Raw genomic sequence first — 15,950 nt, forward strand, 5'->3', positions numbered from 1 at the left:
GTTTTATAGTGCTGCATTTACATCCAATCTTTCCTTTATTGAATAATTCGTTTTTAACCAATGCGCGATATTTTCAATATCCGTTGAGAATATACGGTCATTTGTAATAGAAGGCACTTGCTGACGACCTTGATGATAGAACGTTTTTGTAACTGTACTCATGTTTTCAATTCCGCGATATTCTGCTGCTTGCATCGCACAGATCATCTCAATTGCAAGAACGCGTCTTGCATTTTGAATAATTTGATGCGCATGACGTGAAGCGATTGTTCCCATACTTACGTGATCTTCTTGGTTAGCTGAAGACGGAATTGAATCTACACTCGCTGGATGAGCTAACGTTTTATTTTCTGAAACGAGTGAAGCCGCTGCATATTGCATAATCATGGCACCTGATTGAAGTCCTGGTTCTGGACTTAAAAATGGTGGTAAGTCATTTAATTGCGGATTTACTAGGCGTTCAATACGGCGCTCTGAAATATTTGCAAGCTCCGCCATCCCTACTTTTAAGAAGTCCATTGCAAATGCAATTGGTTGTCCGTGGAAATTACCACCAGAGATTACTTTTTCACCGCCATCAAAAATAAGTGGATTATCTGTTGCTGCATTCATTTCAATTTCTAATTTTTCTTTCACATAATTTAAAACTTGCCAAGAAGCACCGTGAACTTGCGGGATACAACGAAGTGAATATGCATCTTGTACACGAAGTTCTCCTTGTTTTGTCACAAGTTTACTATCATGAAGAATATCACGAATTCTGCTTGCCACTTCGACTTGCTCTTTATAACCACGCGCTTTATGAACATTTTCATCGAATGCATCAATAATGCCGCGTAATCCTTCCATTGTCATCGATGCAATTAATTCTGATTGATAAGCACTTGCTTCAGCTTCTATATAAGAAAGAACCCCTTGCGCTGTCATTGCCTGCGTACCATTGATTAACGCAAGACCTTCTTTTGCTTCAAGTTCAATAGGTTCAAGTCCTTCTTCTGTAAGAGCAACCATCGCATGAACTCGTTTTCCTTTGTAGAACACTTCACCTTCACCTAATAAAACGAGAGCAAGATGAGATAGAGGTGCTAAATCGCCACTCGCACCAAGTGACCCTTGTTGCGGAACGACTGGATGAATTTTACGATTTACAAACTCAAGAAGCATGTTTACAACAAGTGGTCTAACACCCGATACTCCTTTTAACATCGTATTAGCTCGTAAAATCAACATACCGCGTGATACTTCTTCAGGGAATGGATCGCCTATTCCGCACGCATGTGACTGAATTAAGTTGTGTTGAAGTGCTTTTACATCATCTTTTTGAATAAGTACATCACTAAACTTTCCAAATCCAGTTGTAATACCGTAAACGACTTTTCCGTCCTCTACAATTTTCTCGACAACTTCGCGGCACTCTGCCACTTTTTGCATACTAGTTGGGCAAGCTGTTACACCTTCACCTTCAAGTAACAACCTCTTCATTTCTTCAACTGTCAATGTGTGTCCTGTTAACGTAATCATTCTTTTTCCTCCTTATAAAGGCAAAAGGGGACCTTATCTTTTTAAGACAGACTTCTGTCCTAAAAAATAAGGCCCCCTTCTAACTAATAGACTATGGGCAAATCATATGTGATTAATTCCTAAACCAATCGCCTCATGCTCAGATCCTTTTACAGGTGCACCAATCGTTCCATAAAGTGCAACAGCAACCCATTCGCCTTCTTTTTTTCCGTCGTATGGTGTACCGCGCACAATCGCAAAGCGAAGTCCTACTGTACGAAGAACGTCTGCTAACTGAATTTGACCTCTCGTCACTCCGTACAAAGCTTCCATAATTGCATGATAAAGTGCATGTGTTTCTCTGTAAACATCTGTTTCAATAACTCGGTTGCTCTTAGCCGCTGTTTCCATTGCTGCTACTACTTTTTGCGAATTCATAGAACCAACTTTCCCAGTACAATATTTCCAACCTTTCGGAATAGATAATACGGGACTTTCATTCTCATCCGCAAGTGCCAACAGCATGGCCATACGACCAATTCGATGTGTTCCTTGAAGAAGCATGTGACTCTCTCATTTCTTTTGAATTATTTGAATATTACTTAATTTAAGAATATATGAAAACGGTTAAATCGTCAATAGTTTAAAATATTATTCAAGCAATTTTTTATCCCTCTCATACTTGTACTTGTGTACACAATTTATTTACAGATTTTTTTCAGACGTGCTATAGTCTCACTAACAGATGCAAAGGGGCGAAATTTCAGTGGTGAAGCGAAAAGATATTCATTTTCGAATTGAAGAAAAATTACTTACAAGGTTTGAAGACGCACTCCATTACGAAGGTTTAAATAAAACAGATGTATTAACACATGCGATTCAGCAATTTTGCATAAAGGTGGAATGTGAAAAAATGAATGATGTAAAACGCCAATACAACGTAAGTAACCATTTACAAACACGTATCGATACGCATAAACATTACGAAGAAAAACAAGTGAATGTAGATGAAGTCGTCATTGAACATTTACAACTCCAAGGGGAAGAAAAAATATTAGAGGTCGGGTGTGCTAACGGAAAATTTCTTTCCCTTTTGCAAACTAATGGTCATAAAGGACATCTAACTGGTTTTGATCAATCCGAAACTATGCTTTCTGAAGCTGCTATAACGAATAATATGATTGAATGGAAACTCGGTGACGCTAGTAAACTTCCTTTCGAAGCTAATTGTTATGACCTGCTAATCGCAAGGCATATGTTATACCACATGAAAGATGTCGAAAAAACTATTCAAGGATTCCATAAGATAATTCGTCCTGGCGGCGCCCTTTTAGCTACAACAAATTCTAAAGTTTCATTACCTCGTATAGATGAAATGTGTAACAAAATGTTAGTCACATTTGATTTACCAAAAACATCACCGTCAGTAGCTCCATTTTGTTTAGAAAATGGTAAATATCTATTACACTCTGTTTTTTCAACTGTTGAAGAAACAATTATTCATAATGCACTTGTTTTTCATCATGCCACTCCAATCGTTAACTATATTTCTAGCATGTTCCCGTCGTTGAATATACCTGATAATATGTCCCTTCACACCGAAATGAAGGAATGGCTAAAAGAAGAAATAGAAAATGATTTATCATTTCATAACGGTATATGGCGCGATCCGAAAACGTTAGTGATTTATCGATGTAAAAAAGAAAAGAGCTAGCATTCGCTAGCTTTTACACGTTTTCCGGTAAAAGATTCTCCATCATTATATTGCCCTTTCCACTATAAAAATTTGTATTATGTTCATTCACTACTCCAAAATAGGAGGCAATCGCTAGTCCAAATGGCACAAATGCATGTCCTTGTGCTGTAATAATATTTGCGTGCTGTACAACTTCTGTATACACAAAATTTTCTACTGGAAAACAATCTAATTTTTGATAATCTATGGTCACTGTATAAGAGATTTCTTTTAGTAAACCTGCCCTTGCTAACGCATACGGTCCAGCACAAATCGCTGCCACTAATTTTCCTTGCTCAGAAAATTGACGAATAACTGAAAAAAGCAGTTTCGCCTCTTTCATATGTATTTCATCTCCGCCCGGAATGATAACCCCCTCATATTCTTCTACACGCACTTCACTTAATTCTATATGCGGCTGTACTTGTAAGCCTGTTTCACTTATAATCATTTCTTTTGTTAAACCCGCTGTAATGATTTCATATTTCTTTTTCAGCAATGCTGTTGCTACCGTTATTTCAAACTCTGCAAATGTCGGGTATACGAATAATAATATTTTTTTCATAGCCTTTTCTCCCTTAGCCACCCTATAAAATATGCCTCTAATTCGTCCACTGATAATATATTAGTGTCCACATAAGTTACGGGAAATTGTTTATACCATTCTTTTTCAACTTCTACTAATTTAAATTGTTCCTCAAATGTACTTCGATTTCTTGTCCTATCATTATTTCTCCTATCATACAAACTCTCTTTCGAAACATCTAAATAAAAAATTGCATCCGAACGGCATTCTCTTAATTTATACAATTCATCTTTTAATTCTGTTTCTATACCCCACTCTTTCCCTATCATCTTCGGATAAAAGAGTGTATAAAATTCAATATCTTCTGGTCCACGATCAAAAATCACGACTGAGCTTTTCACATTTTGAAACTCTTTTATTTTTGCTTCAATAAACATTTTTTGATTTGTAATAAACCCCTCTTTTGAGTTCATATCTAAATGTAATTCTTTTCTTTTTTCTACAATTGGATATGGATTTTCGTATATAATTGAAAGCTCATATTGCTCTAACCTTTTTGCCAATGTTGTTTTCCCACTTGCCATCGGTCCTTGGAGTGAAATTACGTATGTCATCCCTCTCATTCCCTTGTACTGTATTACATAAATAATAAACAGAATTTTGAAAACTATCAACAAGATATATATCATCTTGTTTCTTATTCTTATCTAACTTATAATAAAAAATAGAGATTATGACGGACGCAAAATAATGTAAGCTTGGAAATCCAAGCTTACATTATTTTTTGCTTTCCCTTTTCTTATAAAAGGAGTATACTAGATTAGAACGTATGTTCTTAATAATTACATACAGTAAGGAGATAGAACAATGGTATACGACACAAAAGCAATTTCTTGGAATGCATCTTTAAAACAACTTCAACGCCGCTATACAAACAAACAAGTTGACCGAAAAGAATTTGAAGATATTGAACTGATGGAATTCTTCCGCGATAACGACTACATTCCTTTACCTACACATATAAGCGGCCTATCAACAACACGTTTTACTTCTTACTCTATTTTCACAACTGAAGATAAAGATCGTAAAGTTGGCACACTCATCATTGAATATGTAGAAAATGACAATGATATTTTATGTGTTGAACAACTATACTTCGTTTAAATCACAACGCTTGGTCAAAATGATCAAGCGTTCTTGCTTTCTATGAATCTCATTGCTTATAATATAAATAAAATACAAAATATTGCTTTCGTTAAAGGAGGGCATACAATTGCTTGAAGGATGGTTTAGTTGGTTTATAGTCGTTTGGACTGTTGTATTATTAGGGCTTATGTCCATTGGTGGATATTTCATGTTCAGAAAATTCCTAAAACGGTTACCGAAAGAAGACGGTATGTCCATTTTGGATTGGGAAGATCACTATATTAATAAAACAAGACACTTATGGGCTGACGAACAAAAACAATTGTTAGAAGAACTAGTAAGTCCCGTTCCGGAATTATTTCGCGATGTTGCTAAGTCAAAAATTGCCGGTAAAATTGGGGAACTTGCAATAAAGGAAAACGCTCCAAAAATTACACAAGATTTAATCATACAAGGATATATCGTTGCCACACCGAAGCGCGATCATAAATTTTTAATTAAGAAACTACAAGAAAAAGAGATTGATTATTCTAACTATAAAACTTTACTTGCAAAGTAAGCCCATTATTCCTTATAAAAAAGATTGCTATTTTATAGCAATCTTTTTTATAAGCTCAACTTACAGTTACTGATTTTGTAGCAATTAATCTCGCTTTCGCTAAATCTATCTGTAACCCTACAGCACTCGTATAAATCGTATCACCAGTACCTGTAATATTTACAGAGGTATATGTTGTATTCGCAGCAATTCATCCTGTTGCATTTATATTTGCAATATTAGATTCGGCTCAAGACACTTAAGCTAAGCGAAATTTCGTCATTAACATTCCACTTTCATGTTGTATCAGTACCATCAAGTGGAGTAATTGTTAATGAAGGAACGTCTCCTATACGATCCAACCTAATCTAACTTAGCCACCAATTACCGGTGATAAAACTTCAAACCAAATAGTATTCCTTATATCGGTCCATTCATAACGTCAAACTTAAATTGCTTCTTCGATGGTCGACAATTTATACATCACAACTAGAATTGAGGAAGTTACCTTTCAGTGATTAACAAAAAACAACGTCTAATCAGACGTTGTTTCTTTATACATATAACACTCTTTACGTTAACTTCATATCTTTTTCATTATAAAAACCGTCTTCTTTTTCCATTTCCTTCTGTAATTTCGTAAAGGAACGGTACATTGCAATTCTCCATGACACAATCATCGCGAACGCCAGTAAGAAGAACATGCCACTAAGTTGTCCTAAATCAAGAGATTGGCTTAAGTATGTTTTAAATACAATCCGCACGACAAGTAATCCAATTAGTATAAAAACAAATGCTTTTGAACGCTTCAAATAAATCTCTTGTCCTCTAATTTCAAATTTAGATGTTTTAATAAGAAAAATAGAGAAAAACAAACCGACGCCAATTGCTTCTAACATTTCTGCTGGAGTTAATCGAAATTCAGGAAAAACAAACATCAACGCTCCCGTGCTCATAAAAAATGGGGGAAGTATAATTTTTTTCAATGTTGCAGGTTTCTTAGCTGCTTTTAAACGAATAAACATCGCACCGACAGCCATACAAACAGCAACGATACTTGATAACAGAACTATGTTCATATTTTCTCATCCTTTTTTGTGGCTATATGCAAAATATAATTTTATTATATGCTTTTCCGTTAGTATTTCCAACATTTTCACAGAATAATACTAAAAACCGGTAAAACCACCAAATAAACTTGAGAAATATACGATAATTTTCGTCATCCAGTTAAAATATAGGAAGATACCCATGACAATCATAACGTATCCTCCAATCTTCATGAATTTCATACTATTTCTTTTAATCCAAGACATTTTCGTAATAAAGAATGAAAGTACGAAAAACGGGATAGCAAATCCAAGTATGTAAGCAATCATATAAATCATTGCCGATTCTGGATTTGTTGCAGCTAATCCAATTACAGACACTAATATAGGTCCAGTACAAGGTGTCCATCCAGCAGCAAAAGCCAATCCAATTAAAACTGAACCAAAATAACCACTCGGACGATTTTTAAACGTAAATTTACGGTCTTGCATTAAAAACTTCGGTTTAAACACACCGACAATAATAAGACCAAACACGATGATAAATATACCGCCTAACTGTCTAATTAAATCTTTATAATTTGTAAAGATGCCTCCAATAAAACTTGTACCAAATCCAATTGCAATAAAAATAATTGAAAAACCAAGTAAGAAAAACGCTGTATGTATCATACTTCTTTTGCGAAGCATTGCATTTTCTTCTTTCAATTCAGAAACCGACATACCTGTTATGTATGATAAAAATGCCGGATAAAGCGGTAAGCAACATGGGGATATAAATGATAAGAACCCAGCTCCAAACGCTAAAAAAATACTAATATCTTGCATTATTCCACTCCTCTCCTCTTCAATATTGTAGCAAAAACAATTAAAAATACTATGGACATTTCATGAATTCACTTTTCCAACATGACAATAAGAAAAACTACCCTTTCACACATTTTCTAATAAAACGTTTTCATTCCCTTCTATTATATAGAAAAATCTCAATTGAATTATGAAACTCTTTCTAATTGTTACTAACATAACAAAGGTTCCACAGTTTCTCAAATGATTAGCACATTACAATTGACTTCACACCTATTGGCCTTAAAAATTTTTTTCAAATGCTGTCTTTATACAACATAAAGCTGATTTTACAATACTTTAATTATTATTAATTTCAAGATTATGCATAAATATCATACTTTTATTATTATTCTATAAAATTTTGCACTTTTCTTTCATTTGACCCTTCATTTTTAATTTTGTATACTTCCCTCTAGTTATATATGTCCGTTACGGAACAATTTCATATAGATGGGAGGAATTTTTCATGCTTCGTTATTCTCTTTTAGTTTTATTAGGAGCGTGTAGTTATGGGGTTTTAGCTATTTTTGTTAAACTTGCATATGCAGAAGGGTTTTCACTTGGAGAGGTAATTGGTAGCCAGTATTTGTTCGGTTGGATTATTTTACTTGCTATTACACTTCTATTTTCTAGACATCGTGTTCCACTAAAACAAATGTTAATTTTATTCGTCGCAGGAACGTCTGCAAGTTTTACTGGAATTTTTTATTACGCTTCTTTAAAAACTGTACCAGCTTCTATTGCAATTATACTTTTATTCCAGTTCGTTTGGGTTGGAATTATCATTGAAGCAGTCGCAACAAAAACATTACCTTCAAGAGAAAAAGTTATTTCAGTAATCTTCTTACTTGCAGGTACATTTTTATCAAGTGGGTTATTAGAAACATCAGCTGGTGATTTCGATACGACTGGAATCATTTTAGGCTTATTATCTGCTATTACATTTGCAACATACATTTTCGTAAGCGGGAAAGTTGCCGTTGAAGTACCTTCTTTACCACGTGGTGTCCTTTTAATGGCTGGCGCTTTAACTTTAGTCATGATCGTATTCCCGCCAACATTTATTTTTAACGGGGCGATCTCTCAAGGCCTTTGGAAATACGGCTTAGGATTAGGAATATTTAGTATCGTTATTCCGTCCATTGCCTTTACAATTGGCATTCCAAAAATCGGTTCTGGATTAGCAACTATTCTTGGTGCAGCAGAACTACCAGTTACAACTATTATGTCTGTATTCGTTTTAAAAGAAGCTGTACTATCTTCACAATGGTTCGGTGTATCACTTATTTTAATCGGTATCGCAATCCCGCAAATTGCATACGCAATGCGTGGGCGTTATCGAAAACAGCATACTCATAAAAAAGTTGCAGCATAAAACGAGAGAGGATTTTCATTTGAAAATCCTCTCTTTTATTATTGTATAATTAATACAAATACTTCACTTAAGAAAGAGGGCATAATAAGTGGCATCTATTCCTGATCAATTAACAGAAAAACTTATTTCCATTCGTCGGCATTTACATGAAAATCCAGAACTATCATACGAAGAATTTGAAACGACAAAAGCGATAAAAAATTGGTTAGACGAGGCCAATATCACTATTATTGATTCCAATTTAGAAACAGGAGTTATCGCTGAAATTTCTGGTAATAAAAACGGACCAGTTGTAGCGCTTCGTGCTGATATCGATGCCCTTCCTATCCAGGAAGAAACTGACCTTCCATACACTTCAAAAATACAAGGTAAAATGCATGCTTGTGGGCATGATTTTCATACAGCTGCTGTATTGGGTGCGGCTTACTTATTAAAAGAAAAAGAAGCTTCTCTTAATGGAATTGTCCGCCTTATATTCCAGCCAGCTGAAGAAAGTAGTAATGGTGCTTGCAAAGTTATTGAAGCTGGGCATTTACGTGGCGTGCAAGCTATTTTCGGTATGCATAATAAACCTGATTTACCAGTAGGTACAATCGGTATTAAAGATGGGCCACTAATGGCCGGAGTTGATCGATTTGAAATTGAAATCCATGGTGTTGGTACACATGCAGCTGTGCCTGATGCCGGCGTCGATCCTATCGTTGCATCATCTCAAATCGTTATGGCACTTCAAACGATTGTAAGCCGAAATATTAGTTCTTCTCATAACGCTGTCGTAAGTGTAACAAACATTCATTCAGGGAATACGTGGAACGTTATTCCCGAAAAAGCAATATTAGAAGGAACTGTCCGTACATTCCAAGCTGAAACACGTGAAAAGATTCCGGCATTAATGAAACGTATCATTAATGGCGTTTCTGATGCATTAGGTGTAAAAACAGAATTCCGATTTTATCCAGGTCCTCCTGCTGTTCAAAACGATAAAGTACTCACTGATTTTTCTATTCATATTGCAGAGAAAATGAATCTAAACGTTATCTCTCCTACACCATCAATGGCAGGAGAAGACTTTTCTTTTTACCAACAAGAAATACCAGGTTCATTCGTCTTTATGGGAACAAGTGGTACACATGAATGGCATCATCCAGCTTTTACAGTAGATGAAAAAGCATTGCCTATTAGCGCAGAGTATTTCGCCCTATTAGCCGAAGAAGCTATTCATCAATTATTACAAACAAAAAGCCGTTAAGTTACCCTTAACGGCTTTTTGTTTATGCTGTTAAATCTCGTTTTATAAATACAGTATAGGAAACCCCTAAAAATACAGCTAAGTATAGAAGAAGCATACAAGAAGCAAATGGGAATGTTACTCCATCAATAAAGCTTCCACCCTTTAAAAGCCCATATAAATCTGTATTCGCTGGTAATAAATATTTCGCCCATTCATATCTTGCTGCCGGAATTAGCGCTATTCCCCCTGATAATGCAAGAAATAAAGAAATCCCGATTGCACCTCCGCTCGATCTCGTTAAAACGGAAATCATAAAGGCAAATGCAGCATACACAAGAGTTGGTAACCAAGATAAAATATAATATTTACTTGCTTCTACGAAAATATTTTGTTTTATTATATTTCCATTTTGAACGACAAATTCAGCCCAAGCTGGTTGTTGGAATTTATAAATAATCAACCCGCATAATACGGAAAAAATCATATTAAATATAAATAATAATGCCGCAAATATAACGATTGCCAAAAACTTAGATGTTAAAATTTTAAATCGGCTCGCTGGACGAATTGTTAAAAATTTATATGTTCCCCAGCTATATTCATTCGCAAAAATCGTACTCGCATATACGAGAATAAACGGAAGTAAAATTGGAAATACGATAAAACCTGTATCTCTCATAAATGAAAGCGGAGAACTACTTGCTGGCGCTGTATTCGTATCTAAATGCTTCATTTTAAGCTGGTATTCCTTTACAAGCTCGTCTCCTGACTTTTCTGTTAAAATATCCTCTTTTTTCATGCCGAGCTTTTTCTCAATTTCTACAGTGCGTTCTGTATAATCCGCTTTCCACCCTTTTGTTTCTGGCTCTAAATATTTTACCGTAACCCATCCTAATCCAATAATTAATACCGCAATAACTGCAAAAGGAATAATCGTTCGCTTTCGCTTAAATATTTTATACAGCTCGTTATAAACTAAATTAAACAATATCTTTTCCTCCTGTTAATTCTAAAAACTGCTCTTCTAGCGTTTTTCTTTCTTCATATACACGATAAACTTGAATGTTTTTCTCCATCAATGTACGAAGAATATTTGGAACTTCTTCATCTTTCACGTTTATAATTAATTCGTTTTCTTTTACTAAAACATCGTATTCTAAAACCTCTGCCGCTTTATTCGCATCATCTACACGTATATGTATTTCTTCTTTTTCTTCCTTTTTATCACTTTGAATATTTTGTGTTGCGACATATTCTCCATGCTGAATAATAATAACCCTGTCACACATTAATTCAACTTCTGAGAGTAAGTGACTAGAAACAAGAACAGCTTTTCCTTGTTCATGCGCAATTTTCTTTATGTACATCCGCATTTCATGTATACCACTAGGATCTAATCCGTTCGTCGGTTCGTCTAGTATTAATACATCTGGATTATGTATAAGTGCCTGAGCAATTCCTAAACGCTGTCTCATACCGAGTGAATATGCTTTTACTTTACGGTCAATTACTTGTCCCATTCCTAACAATTGCACTACTTCATCGATACGCTCTTCAGTCACATTCCCATTCATTCGTCCGAAATATGTTAAATTTTCATAGCCGCTTAAGAAAGGATAAAATTCTGGTGTCTCAATTACAGCACCAATTTTCGCAGCAGTTTTTTCAAATTGCTGTTTTACAGATTGACCATCAATCCATACTTCTCCTTCTGTCATACGAATCATTCCGACCATCATTCGCATTAATGTCGTTTTTCCAGCACCATTTGGTCCTAATAAGCCAACTACTTCACCTTTTTTCACTTCAAAACTAATATTTTCTACTAACGTCTTTGAACCAATTCGCTTTGTTAATCGATCAACTTTTACGATCGCTTGCTCATTTATCATTCCATACAACCTTTCTTCTTAACTCTTTTTTTCAGTTCTTCCCACTGTATCATGATTAATAACATGTGTAAAATGAAGAAAAAGCCATGATTTCTCATGCCTTTCTCCTCGTTTCATATGACTTTTCACCCTTTAACCTTTGTGTAAACCTACAACATTGCCACATTGATATTATAATGACGGTTATCATAACAACTGCTGTTATCACTAACGCATACATCGTAATCGGTGCATTGGTTATCCCTTGGATTCCTACTGCTTTCATAAAAATAATAATAAATAATTTCAAAAATAACATACCATGAATTAATCCGAAAACAAAAGCTCCTCCGTAAGTTAATAATTGCTCCTGACATAATAAACATAACATTTCTTTTCCTGTCATATGCATCACTTCATTCGATGTAAACTCCTCTTTTCTTCTCTGTAAAAGAGAAGCTGTCATTTTATATGTAATGAAAATACACACAAAAACTATAAATAGAAACATAGCATAAAACCACTTTACAAATATAGGTGTATATTCCGCTTTACTTATTACAACTTCATTGAATCGGAATGATATCATAAAAAAACAAAGCATTGTATTCATAGCAATCCACATAAATTGTTTTAACCTTTGGGCAGCAAATGTTTGTATATTTTTTCTCGCTAACCGAAATAAAGACATAATTTCCCCCTACCTTGCTTCATAACATACGCATTCTATACTACTAGTGTATAAAAATATGACATTTTAAACATCGCACTTCAATCGGAATCTTTACTAAGCCTTTAGTCCTAGAAACCACGCATATTGATCTCCTTAGCATTGAATAAAAAACAAAAAACGGAAATGCACTTTAGTTACATTTCCGTTTTTTGTTTAATGAGGTGAATCTTTATATAACTTAATTATCATGACTACCCTGTAACTTCATCAACTATTCAGCCTTCGCATCTTCCACTTCAATCCTTTTTTTCTCTCTTGCAATTTTCAAAAACTCTAACAACTCTGGATTGTTATTCATTTTTTTATAAGCCACTGACATTTCTGCAACAAAATTAGAATCACATAACTCTTTATATACAACTTCTGTTCTATACAATTTATTTGCGGATACAGGTATTACCGTAATTCCAATACCTGCCGCTACAAGCCCCATAACAGTTTGATACTCCGTTGCTTCTTGTACAATGTGCGGACTAAAACCTACATCACGGCAAAGCGATAAAATTGTATCATATAACGCTGGCCATACTGGTCTCGTAATAAATACGAACGGTTCATCCCTTAAATCTTCGATATGTATTTCGTCCTTTTCAGCAAGAGGATGTGCCTTCGGTAAACATAACGTACATGAAAGTTTTTGAATTGGTTCTAACTCAAGTAATTGCGTTGGAATTGGCGGACGTAAAAATCCAATATCAATTCGATTATCATGAAGTGCATGCACCTGATCCGGTGTGGACAATTCATGTAATGCTACAGACACTCTCGGAAATTTCTTTCTATACTCTCTGACGATTGACGGTAAAATATCATATATCGCCGCACCTACAAAACCAATTGAAAGTGATCCAACTTCTCCCCTTTGAGCACTTTGTGCAACTTCTACTGCTTTTTCAATTTGTTCAAACGCTTTTTTTACTTCTTTTAAAAACATTTCTCCTGCTTCTGTTAATTCAACCTTTCTCTTCGTTCTTGAAAATAACATAACTCCCATTTCTTTTTCTAATTGCTGAATTTGTTGACTAAGCGGTGGTTGTGTCATTTGTAAACGAGCAGCTGCTCGTCCAAAGTGTAATTCCTCTGCCACTACAACAAAATATTGCAAATGCCGTAATTCCATTTTGGACACCCTTTTCACTTTCGATTAATACATCTAATATATTAATAACATATAATTTATATATTAGACAAATATTTCGAATGAACGTATAGTAGAAATTGTTAATTCTTTTTTACAATTTTTATGTAAAAAACAAAGAGGTGGTTACTGTATGAAATGGTGGAAGTTAAGCGGACAAATTTTATTATTATTTTGTTTCGCTTGGACAGGTGAATGGATTGCAAAACAGGCACACCTCCCAGTTCCAGGAAGTATAATCGGTATTTTTTTATTGTTAATCTCATTAAAATTTAATATAGTGAAAAAAGAATGGATACAAGACGGTGCAGACTTTTTATTAAAAGAACTTATTTTATTTTTCATCCCTTCTGCAGTCGCTGTCATTCGTTACAAAGATACATTATCACAATATGGAATCGATCTCATTTTAATTATCGTGATTAGTACACTTTGTGTTACTCTCGTAACAGGACTTTTAACAGAATTGCTATTAAAGCGGAAAGGATCAACACAATGATCGGCTTTCTTTGTTTACTATTAACACTATTCACATATTGGGTATCTAAAAAAATGTATCAACGCTGGAATTGGAGTCTGCTTTCTCCCCTTCTTGTATGCCCAATCATTTTAATAGCTTTATTACTTGGATTAGATACACCATACGAAACCTACGAATCTGGTAATCATTGGCTAACAGAATTATTAAAACCTGCAACAGTTGCTTTCGCATGGCCAATCTATAAACATTTTGATCTATTAAAAAAACACGGCACTGCTATTTTAATTAATGTCATTGTCGGTTCTTTTCTATCTGTTATTACTTCCGCACTACTAGCTAATTTTTTTCAAATTGACTCTACAATAGAACAAAGTTTAGCACCACACATTGTAACAACACCTATTGCAATGGCTATTTCAGAAATGATTGGCGGCATGTCACAATTAACAGCAGTTTTCGTTGTATTAACTGCCTTAACTGGAGCGTTATTCGGTCCTACACTCATACGCATATGCCGTATTAAAACAGCGCTCGCAAAAGGTATAATGCTAGGTACTAGCGCGAATGGGACCGGAACATCAAAAGCATTTGAAATCGGTCCTGTAGAAGGTACAATTGCAAGTTTATCAATGCTTTTAACAGCTGGAGCTAGTTTAGTTATCGTTCCACTTTTCTTATCTTGGATACACTAAAAAAGCAAGTATTTACACACTTGCTTTTTTATTTACATATCGGTATATTAGCTCGTAATCCTCTGGAAAAGCTAATGATAATTTTCCAACTTCATGTATCCCTTTCCAATCAATCTCATGTATTAACTCATCCGGATCTTGGATTTTCATATTACCGCCTATTTTTTTAACAAAGTAATAATGAACATACACCGGAATCCCGTATTTAATACCTTCTTTTTCGTATATTTTATTTACAACCTCCACATTGTAGCCTGTTTCCTCCCAAACTTCCCTGATACAACATTCTTCTAGTGTTTCTCCCTTTTCAAGTCCTCCACTTGGGACAGACCACCTTTTTTCTTCCCCTTCTTTTCCTTGCAATACCATTAAAATTTCATTTCTTTCATTCATACAAATAGCTGCCGTACCTATCCATCTCTCCATATACATCCCTCCCCTACTAAAATTCACCTTCTTTTTTATTTCCCCTTTGAAAAAAAAGAGGAAATAAGTAAAAAGATGCCGAAAGTTTACATCAACTTCATGAGCAGTCCCTTCTTAGAAATTCAAACCGGAAGGATGAAATTATGATTTCTAAATATGTTGTGGAATGTGTTTTTTGTGAAGAAAACCGAAAACCTCGGCAATCCATTGTCACAGTGCCTGCTACTTCTCAGCTACTAGCCATTCAAAAAGTACGAGCTGAATGTAAACGTCGCTTCGGAAAAACTTTATTATTGCAAACAGAAATTAAAGAAGACTTACTCATTGAACAAAAAGAAAGCTGACCATAAATTGGCCAGCTTTCTTATCCGATCATATTTTCACATGAAGATTAGGGGCATCCTCTTTAAGGATCGGGATTTACCCATTATGTGCGTTCCATAATGGTCATCGAACAATATATTTCTATACAATAAACTATTGAATAGAATAGGGCAAAACTTGTTCGCATTTTTAGAAAAGGGATAGGGATATAATTCAAGTAATACTTCGAATACTCGAACTTTATACTCATTATATTAAAGCAAATCCTTTTATATGAGAAATATGAATTACTTACATAATTCATTCGTAAAATATATTAATAGATTTCTATATATT

19 protein-coding genes are annotated in these 15,950 nt (G+C 34.7%); 8 read left to right on the forward strand and 11 right to left on the reverse strand.

The genetic code is table 11. From position 1 onward, the window contains the following. Positions 1 to 3 precede the first annotated feature (3 nt). Entirely contained in the window at positions 4 to 1,521 is a 1,518-nt protein-coding gene (hutH, locus tag NSQ69_RS17845) for a histidine ammonia-lyase (RefSeq protein ID WP_002033511.1), read from the reverse strand. A gap of 102 nt (positions 1,522 to 1,623) precedes the next feature. Continuing rightward, positions 1,624 to 2,064 (reverse strand): hut operon transcriptional regulator HutP, encoded by a 441-nt coding sequence (gene hutP, locus NSQ69_RS17850; RefSeq protein ID WP_000926519.1) that lies wholly within the window; start codon positions 2,062 to 2,064, stop codon positions 1,624 to 1,626. A 181-nt stretch (positions 2,065 to 2,245) separates the two neighbouring features. Here hutP and NSQ69_RS17855 point away from each other — a divergent pair, with 181 nt between their 5' ends. Then, positions 2,246 to 3,214 (forward strand): class I SAM-dependent methyltransferase, encoded by a 969-nt coding sequence (locus tag NSQ69_RS17855; protein ID WP_341099570.1) that lies wholly within the window; start codon positions 2,246 to 2,248, stop codon positions 3,212 to 3,214. A gap of 13 nt (positions 3,215 to 3,227) precedes the next feature. Here the strand turns inward: NSQ69_RS17855 and NSQ69_RS17860 are convergent, their stop codons facing one another. Further along, positions 3,228 to 3,800 (reverse strand): DJ-1/PfpI family protein, encoded by a 573-nt coding sequence (locus tag NSQ69_RS17860; RefSeq protein ID WP_341099573.1) that lies wholly within the window; start codon positions 3,798 to 3,800, stop codon positions 3,228 to 3,230. Continuing rightward, the gene (locus NSQ69_RS17865; protein ID WP_002128548.1) at positions 3,797 to 4,375 is read right to left on the reverse strand and encodes an AAA family ATPase; all 579 of its coding nucleotides are present in this window, start codon (positions 4,373 to 4,375) and stop codon (positions 3,797 to 3,799) included. The genes NSQ69_RS17860 and NSQ69_RS17865 overlap by 4 nt, the downstream gene beginning before the upstream one ends. A 253-nt stretch (positions 4,376 to 4,628) precedes the next feature. Here NSQ69_RS17865 and NSQ69_RS17870 point away from each other — a divergent pair, with 253 nt between their 5' ends. Together NSQ69_RS17870 and NSQ69_RS17875 are read left to right on the forward strand one after the other, a co-directional pair. Then, complete coding sequence (locus NSQ69_RS17870; protein WP_002033506.1) at positions 4,629 to 4,925, forward strand: hypothetical protein; 297 nt, start codon at positions 4,629 to 4,631, stop codon at positions 4,923 to 4,925. 109 nt (positions 4,926 to 5,034) lie between these two features. After that, complete coding sequence (locus NSQ69_RS17875) at positions 5,035 to 5,466, forward strand: DUF2621 domain-containing protein (RefSeq protein WP_002142746.1); 432 nt, start codon at positions 5,035 to 5,037, stop codon at positions 5,464 to 5,466. 551 nt (positions 5,467 to 6,017) lie between these two features. Here NSQ69_RS17875 and NSQ69_RS17880 read toward each other — a convergent pair. Both NSQ69_RS17880 and ccdA read right to left on the reverse strand, forming a co-directional pair. Further along, a complete protein-coding gene (locus tag NSQ69_RS17880; protein ID WP_002014224.1) occupies positions 6,018 to 6,524 on the reverse strand; it encodes a CcdC family protein in 507 nt (168 codons plus the stop codon). 90 nt (positions 6,525 to 6,614) lie between these two features. Further along, the gene (gene ccdA, locus NSQ69_RS17885) at positions 6,615 to 7,322 is read right to left on the reverse strand and encodes a cytochrome c-type biogenesis protein CcdA (RefSeq protein ID WP_001152684.1); all 708 of its coding nucleotides are present in this window, start codon (positions 7,320 to 7,322) and stop codon (positions 6,615 to 6,617) included. Positions 7,323 to 7,809: 487 nt separating this feature from the next. Here ccdA and NSQ69_RS17890 point away from each other — a divergent pair, with 487 nt between their 5' ends. After that, positions 7,810 to 8,718: an EamA family transporter gene (locus tag NSQ69_RS17890; RefSeq protein WP_002128551.1), complete on the forward strand. Its 909-nt coding sequence runs from the start codon at positions 7,810 to 7,812 to the stop codon at positions 8,716 to 8,718. Positions 8,719 to 8,806: 88 nt separating this feature from the next. Continuing rightward, complete coding sequence (locus NSQ69_RS17895) at positions 8,807 to 9,967, forward strand: M20 peptidase aminoacylase family protein (RefSeq protein ID WP_002128552.1); 1,161 nt, start codon at positions 8,807 to 8,809, stop codon at positions 9,965 to 9,967. 22 nt (positions 9,968 to 9,989) lie between these two features. Here the strand turns inward: NSQ69_RS17895 and NSQ69_RS17900 are convergent, their stop codons facing one another. The 4 genes from NSQ69_RS17900 to alsR all read right to left on the reverse strand — a co-directional run bounded on the left by NSQ69_RS17900 (position 9,990) and on the right by alsR (position 13,673). Then, positions 9,990 to 10,937 (reverse strand): ABC transporter permease, encoded by a 948-nt coding sequence (locus NSQ69_RS17900; RefSeq protein WP_002128553.1) that lies wholly within the window; start codon positions 10,935 to 10,937, stop codon positions 9,990 to 9,992. Further along, positions 10,930 to 11,841, reverse strand: coding sequence for an ABC transporter ATP-binding protein (locus tag NSQ69_RS17905; RefSeq protein WP_002167820.1), 912 nt, complete (start codon positions 11,839 to 11,841; stop codon positions 10,930 to 10,932). Before NSQ69_RS17905 ends, NSQ69_RS17900 begins: the two co-directional genes overlap by 8 nt. 94 nt (positions 11,842 to 11,935) lie before the next feature. Continuing rightward, positions 11,936 to 12,511 (reverse strand): FtsX-like permease family protein, encoded by a 576-nt coding sequence (locus NSQ69_RS17910; RefSeq protein ID WP_033729852.1) that lies wholly within the window; start codon positions 12,509 to 12,511, stop codon positions 11,936 to 11,938. 253 nt (positions 12,512 to 12,764) lie between these two features. Next, a complete protein-coding gene (gene alsR / locus NSQ69_RS17915) occupies positions 12,765 to 13,673 on the reverse strand; it encodes an acetoin biosynthesis transcriptional regulator AlsR (RefSeq protein ID WP_002128558.1) in 909 nt (302 codons plus the stop codon). Positions 13,674 to 13,824: 151 nt separating this feature from the next. On the opposite strand from alsR, the gene NSQ69_RS17920 reads away from it, so the two are divergent. Together NSQ69_RS17920 and NSQ69_RS17925 are read left to right on the forward strand one after the other, a co-directional pair. Further along, positions 13,825 to 14,190: a CidA/LrgA family holin-like protein gene (locus NSQ69_RS17920; protein ID WP_000872360.1), complete on the forward strand. Its 366-nt coding sequence runs from the start codon at positions 13,825 to 13,827 to the stop codon at positions 14,188 to 14,190. Next, positions 14,187 to 14,864 carry an LrgB family protein gene (locus NSQ69_RS17925; protein WP_341099574.1) on the forward strand — a complete coding sequence of 226 codons (678 nt, stop codon included), beginning with the start codon at positions 14,187 to 14,189 and terminating at the stop codon, positions 14,862 to 14,864. The genes NSQ69_RS17920 and NSQ69_RS17925 overlap by 4 nt, the downstream gene beginning before the upstream one ends. A 12-nt stretch (positions 14,865 to 14,876) precedes the next feature. Here the strand turns inward: NSQ69_RS17925 and NSQ69_RS17930 are convergent, their stop codons facing one another. Next, the gene (locus NSQ69_RS17930) at positions 14,877 to 15,290 is read right to left on the reverse strand and encodes an NUDIX hydrolase (protein WP_341099575.1); all 414 of its coding nucleotides are present in this window, start codon (positions 15,288 to 15,290) and stop codon (positions 14,877 to 14,879) included. Positions 15,291 to 15,433: 143 nt separating this feature from the next. Between NSQ69_RS17930 and NSQ69_RS17935 the strand changes: the two genes are divergently transcribed. After that, a complete protein-coding gene (locus NSQ69_RS17935; protein WP_002167816.1) occupies positions 15,434 to 15,634 on the forward strand; it encodes a DUF3903 domain-containing protein in 201 nt (66 codons plus the stop codon). Positions 15,635 to 15,950: the final 316 nt, after the last annotated feature.

Source organism: Bacillus sp. FSL R10-2201 (assembly GCF_038008665.1).
GTDB classification, from domain to species: domain Bacteria; phylum Bacillota; class Bacilli; order Bacillales; family Bacillaceae_G; genus Bacillus_A; species Bacillus_A mycoides.

What these genes read in the sequence shown, in the direction of transcription:
- hutH (WP_002033511.1), bottom strand. Translation starts at nt 1,521, where the DNA reads ATGATTACGTTAACAGGACACACATTGACAGTTGAAGAAATGAAGAGG.
- hutP (WP_000926519.1), bottom strand. Translation starts at nt 2,064, where the DNA reads ATGCTTCTTCAAGGAACACATCGAATTGGTCGTATGGCCATGCTGTTG.
- NSQ69_RS17855 (WP_341099570.1), top strand. Translation starts at nt 2,246, where the DNA reads ATGCAAAGGGGCGAAATTTCAGTGGTGAAGCGAAAAGATATTCATTTT.
- NSQ69_RS17860 (WP_341099573.1), bottom strand. Translation starts at nt 3,800, where the DNA reads ATGAAAAAAATATTATTATTCGTATACCCGACATTTGCAGAGTTTGAA.
- NSQ69_RS17865 (WP_002128548.1), bottom strand. Translation starts at nt 4,375, where the DNA reads ATGACATACGTAATTTCACTCCAAGGACCGATGGCAAGTGGGAAAACA.
- NSQ69_RS17870 (WP_002033506.1), top strand. Translation starts at nt 4,629, where the DNA reads ATGGTATACGACACAAAAGCAATTTCTTGGAATGCATCTTTAAAACAA.
- NSQ69_RS17880 (WP_002014224.1), bottom strand. Translation starts at nt 6,524, where the DNA reads ATGAACATAGTTCTGTTATCAAGTATCGTTGCTGTTTGTATGGCTGTC.
- ccdA (WP_001152684.1), bottom strand. Translation starts at nt 7,322, where the DNA reads ATGCAAGATATTAGTATTTTTTTAGCGTTTGGAGCTGGGTTCTTATCA.
- NSQ69_RS17890 (WP_002128551.1), top strand. Translation starts at nt 7,810, where the DNA reads ATGCTTCGTTATTCTCTTTTAGTTTTATTAGGAGCGTGTAGTTATGGG.
- NSQ69_RS17905 (WP_002167820.1), bottom strand. Translation starts at nt 11,841, where the DNA reads ATGATAAATGAGCAAGCGATCGTAAAAGTTGATCGATTAACAAAGCGA.
- NSQ69_RS17910 (WP_033729852.1), bottom strand. Translation starts at nt 12,511, where the DNA reads ATGTCTTTATTTCGGTTAGCGAGAAAAAATATACAAACATTTGCTGCC.
- alsR (WP_002128558.1), bottom strand. Translation starts at nt 13,673, where the DNA reads ATGGAATTACGGCATTTGCAATATTTTGTTGTAGTGGCAGAGGAATTA.
- NSQ69_RS17920 (WP_000872360.1), top strand. Translation starts at nt 13,825, where the DNA reads ATGAAATGGTGGAAGTTAAGCGGACAAATTTTATTATTATTTTGTTTC.
- NSQ69_RS17925 (WP_341099574.1), top strand. Translation starts at nt 14,187, where the DNA reads ATGATCGGCTTTCTTTGTTTACTATTAACACTATTCACATATTGGGTA.
- NSQ69_RS17930 (WP_341099575.1), bottom strand. Translation starts at nt 15,290, where the DNA reads ATGGAGAGATGGATAGGTACGGCAGCTATTTGTATGAATGAAAGAAAT.
- NSQ69_RS17935 (WP_002167816.1), top strand. Translation starts at nt 15,434, where the DNA reads ATGATTTCTAAATATGTTGTGGAATGTGTTTTTTGTGAAGAAAACCGA.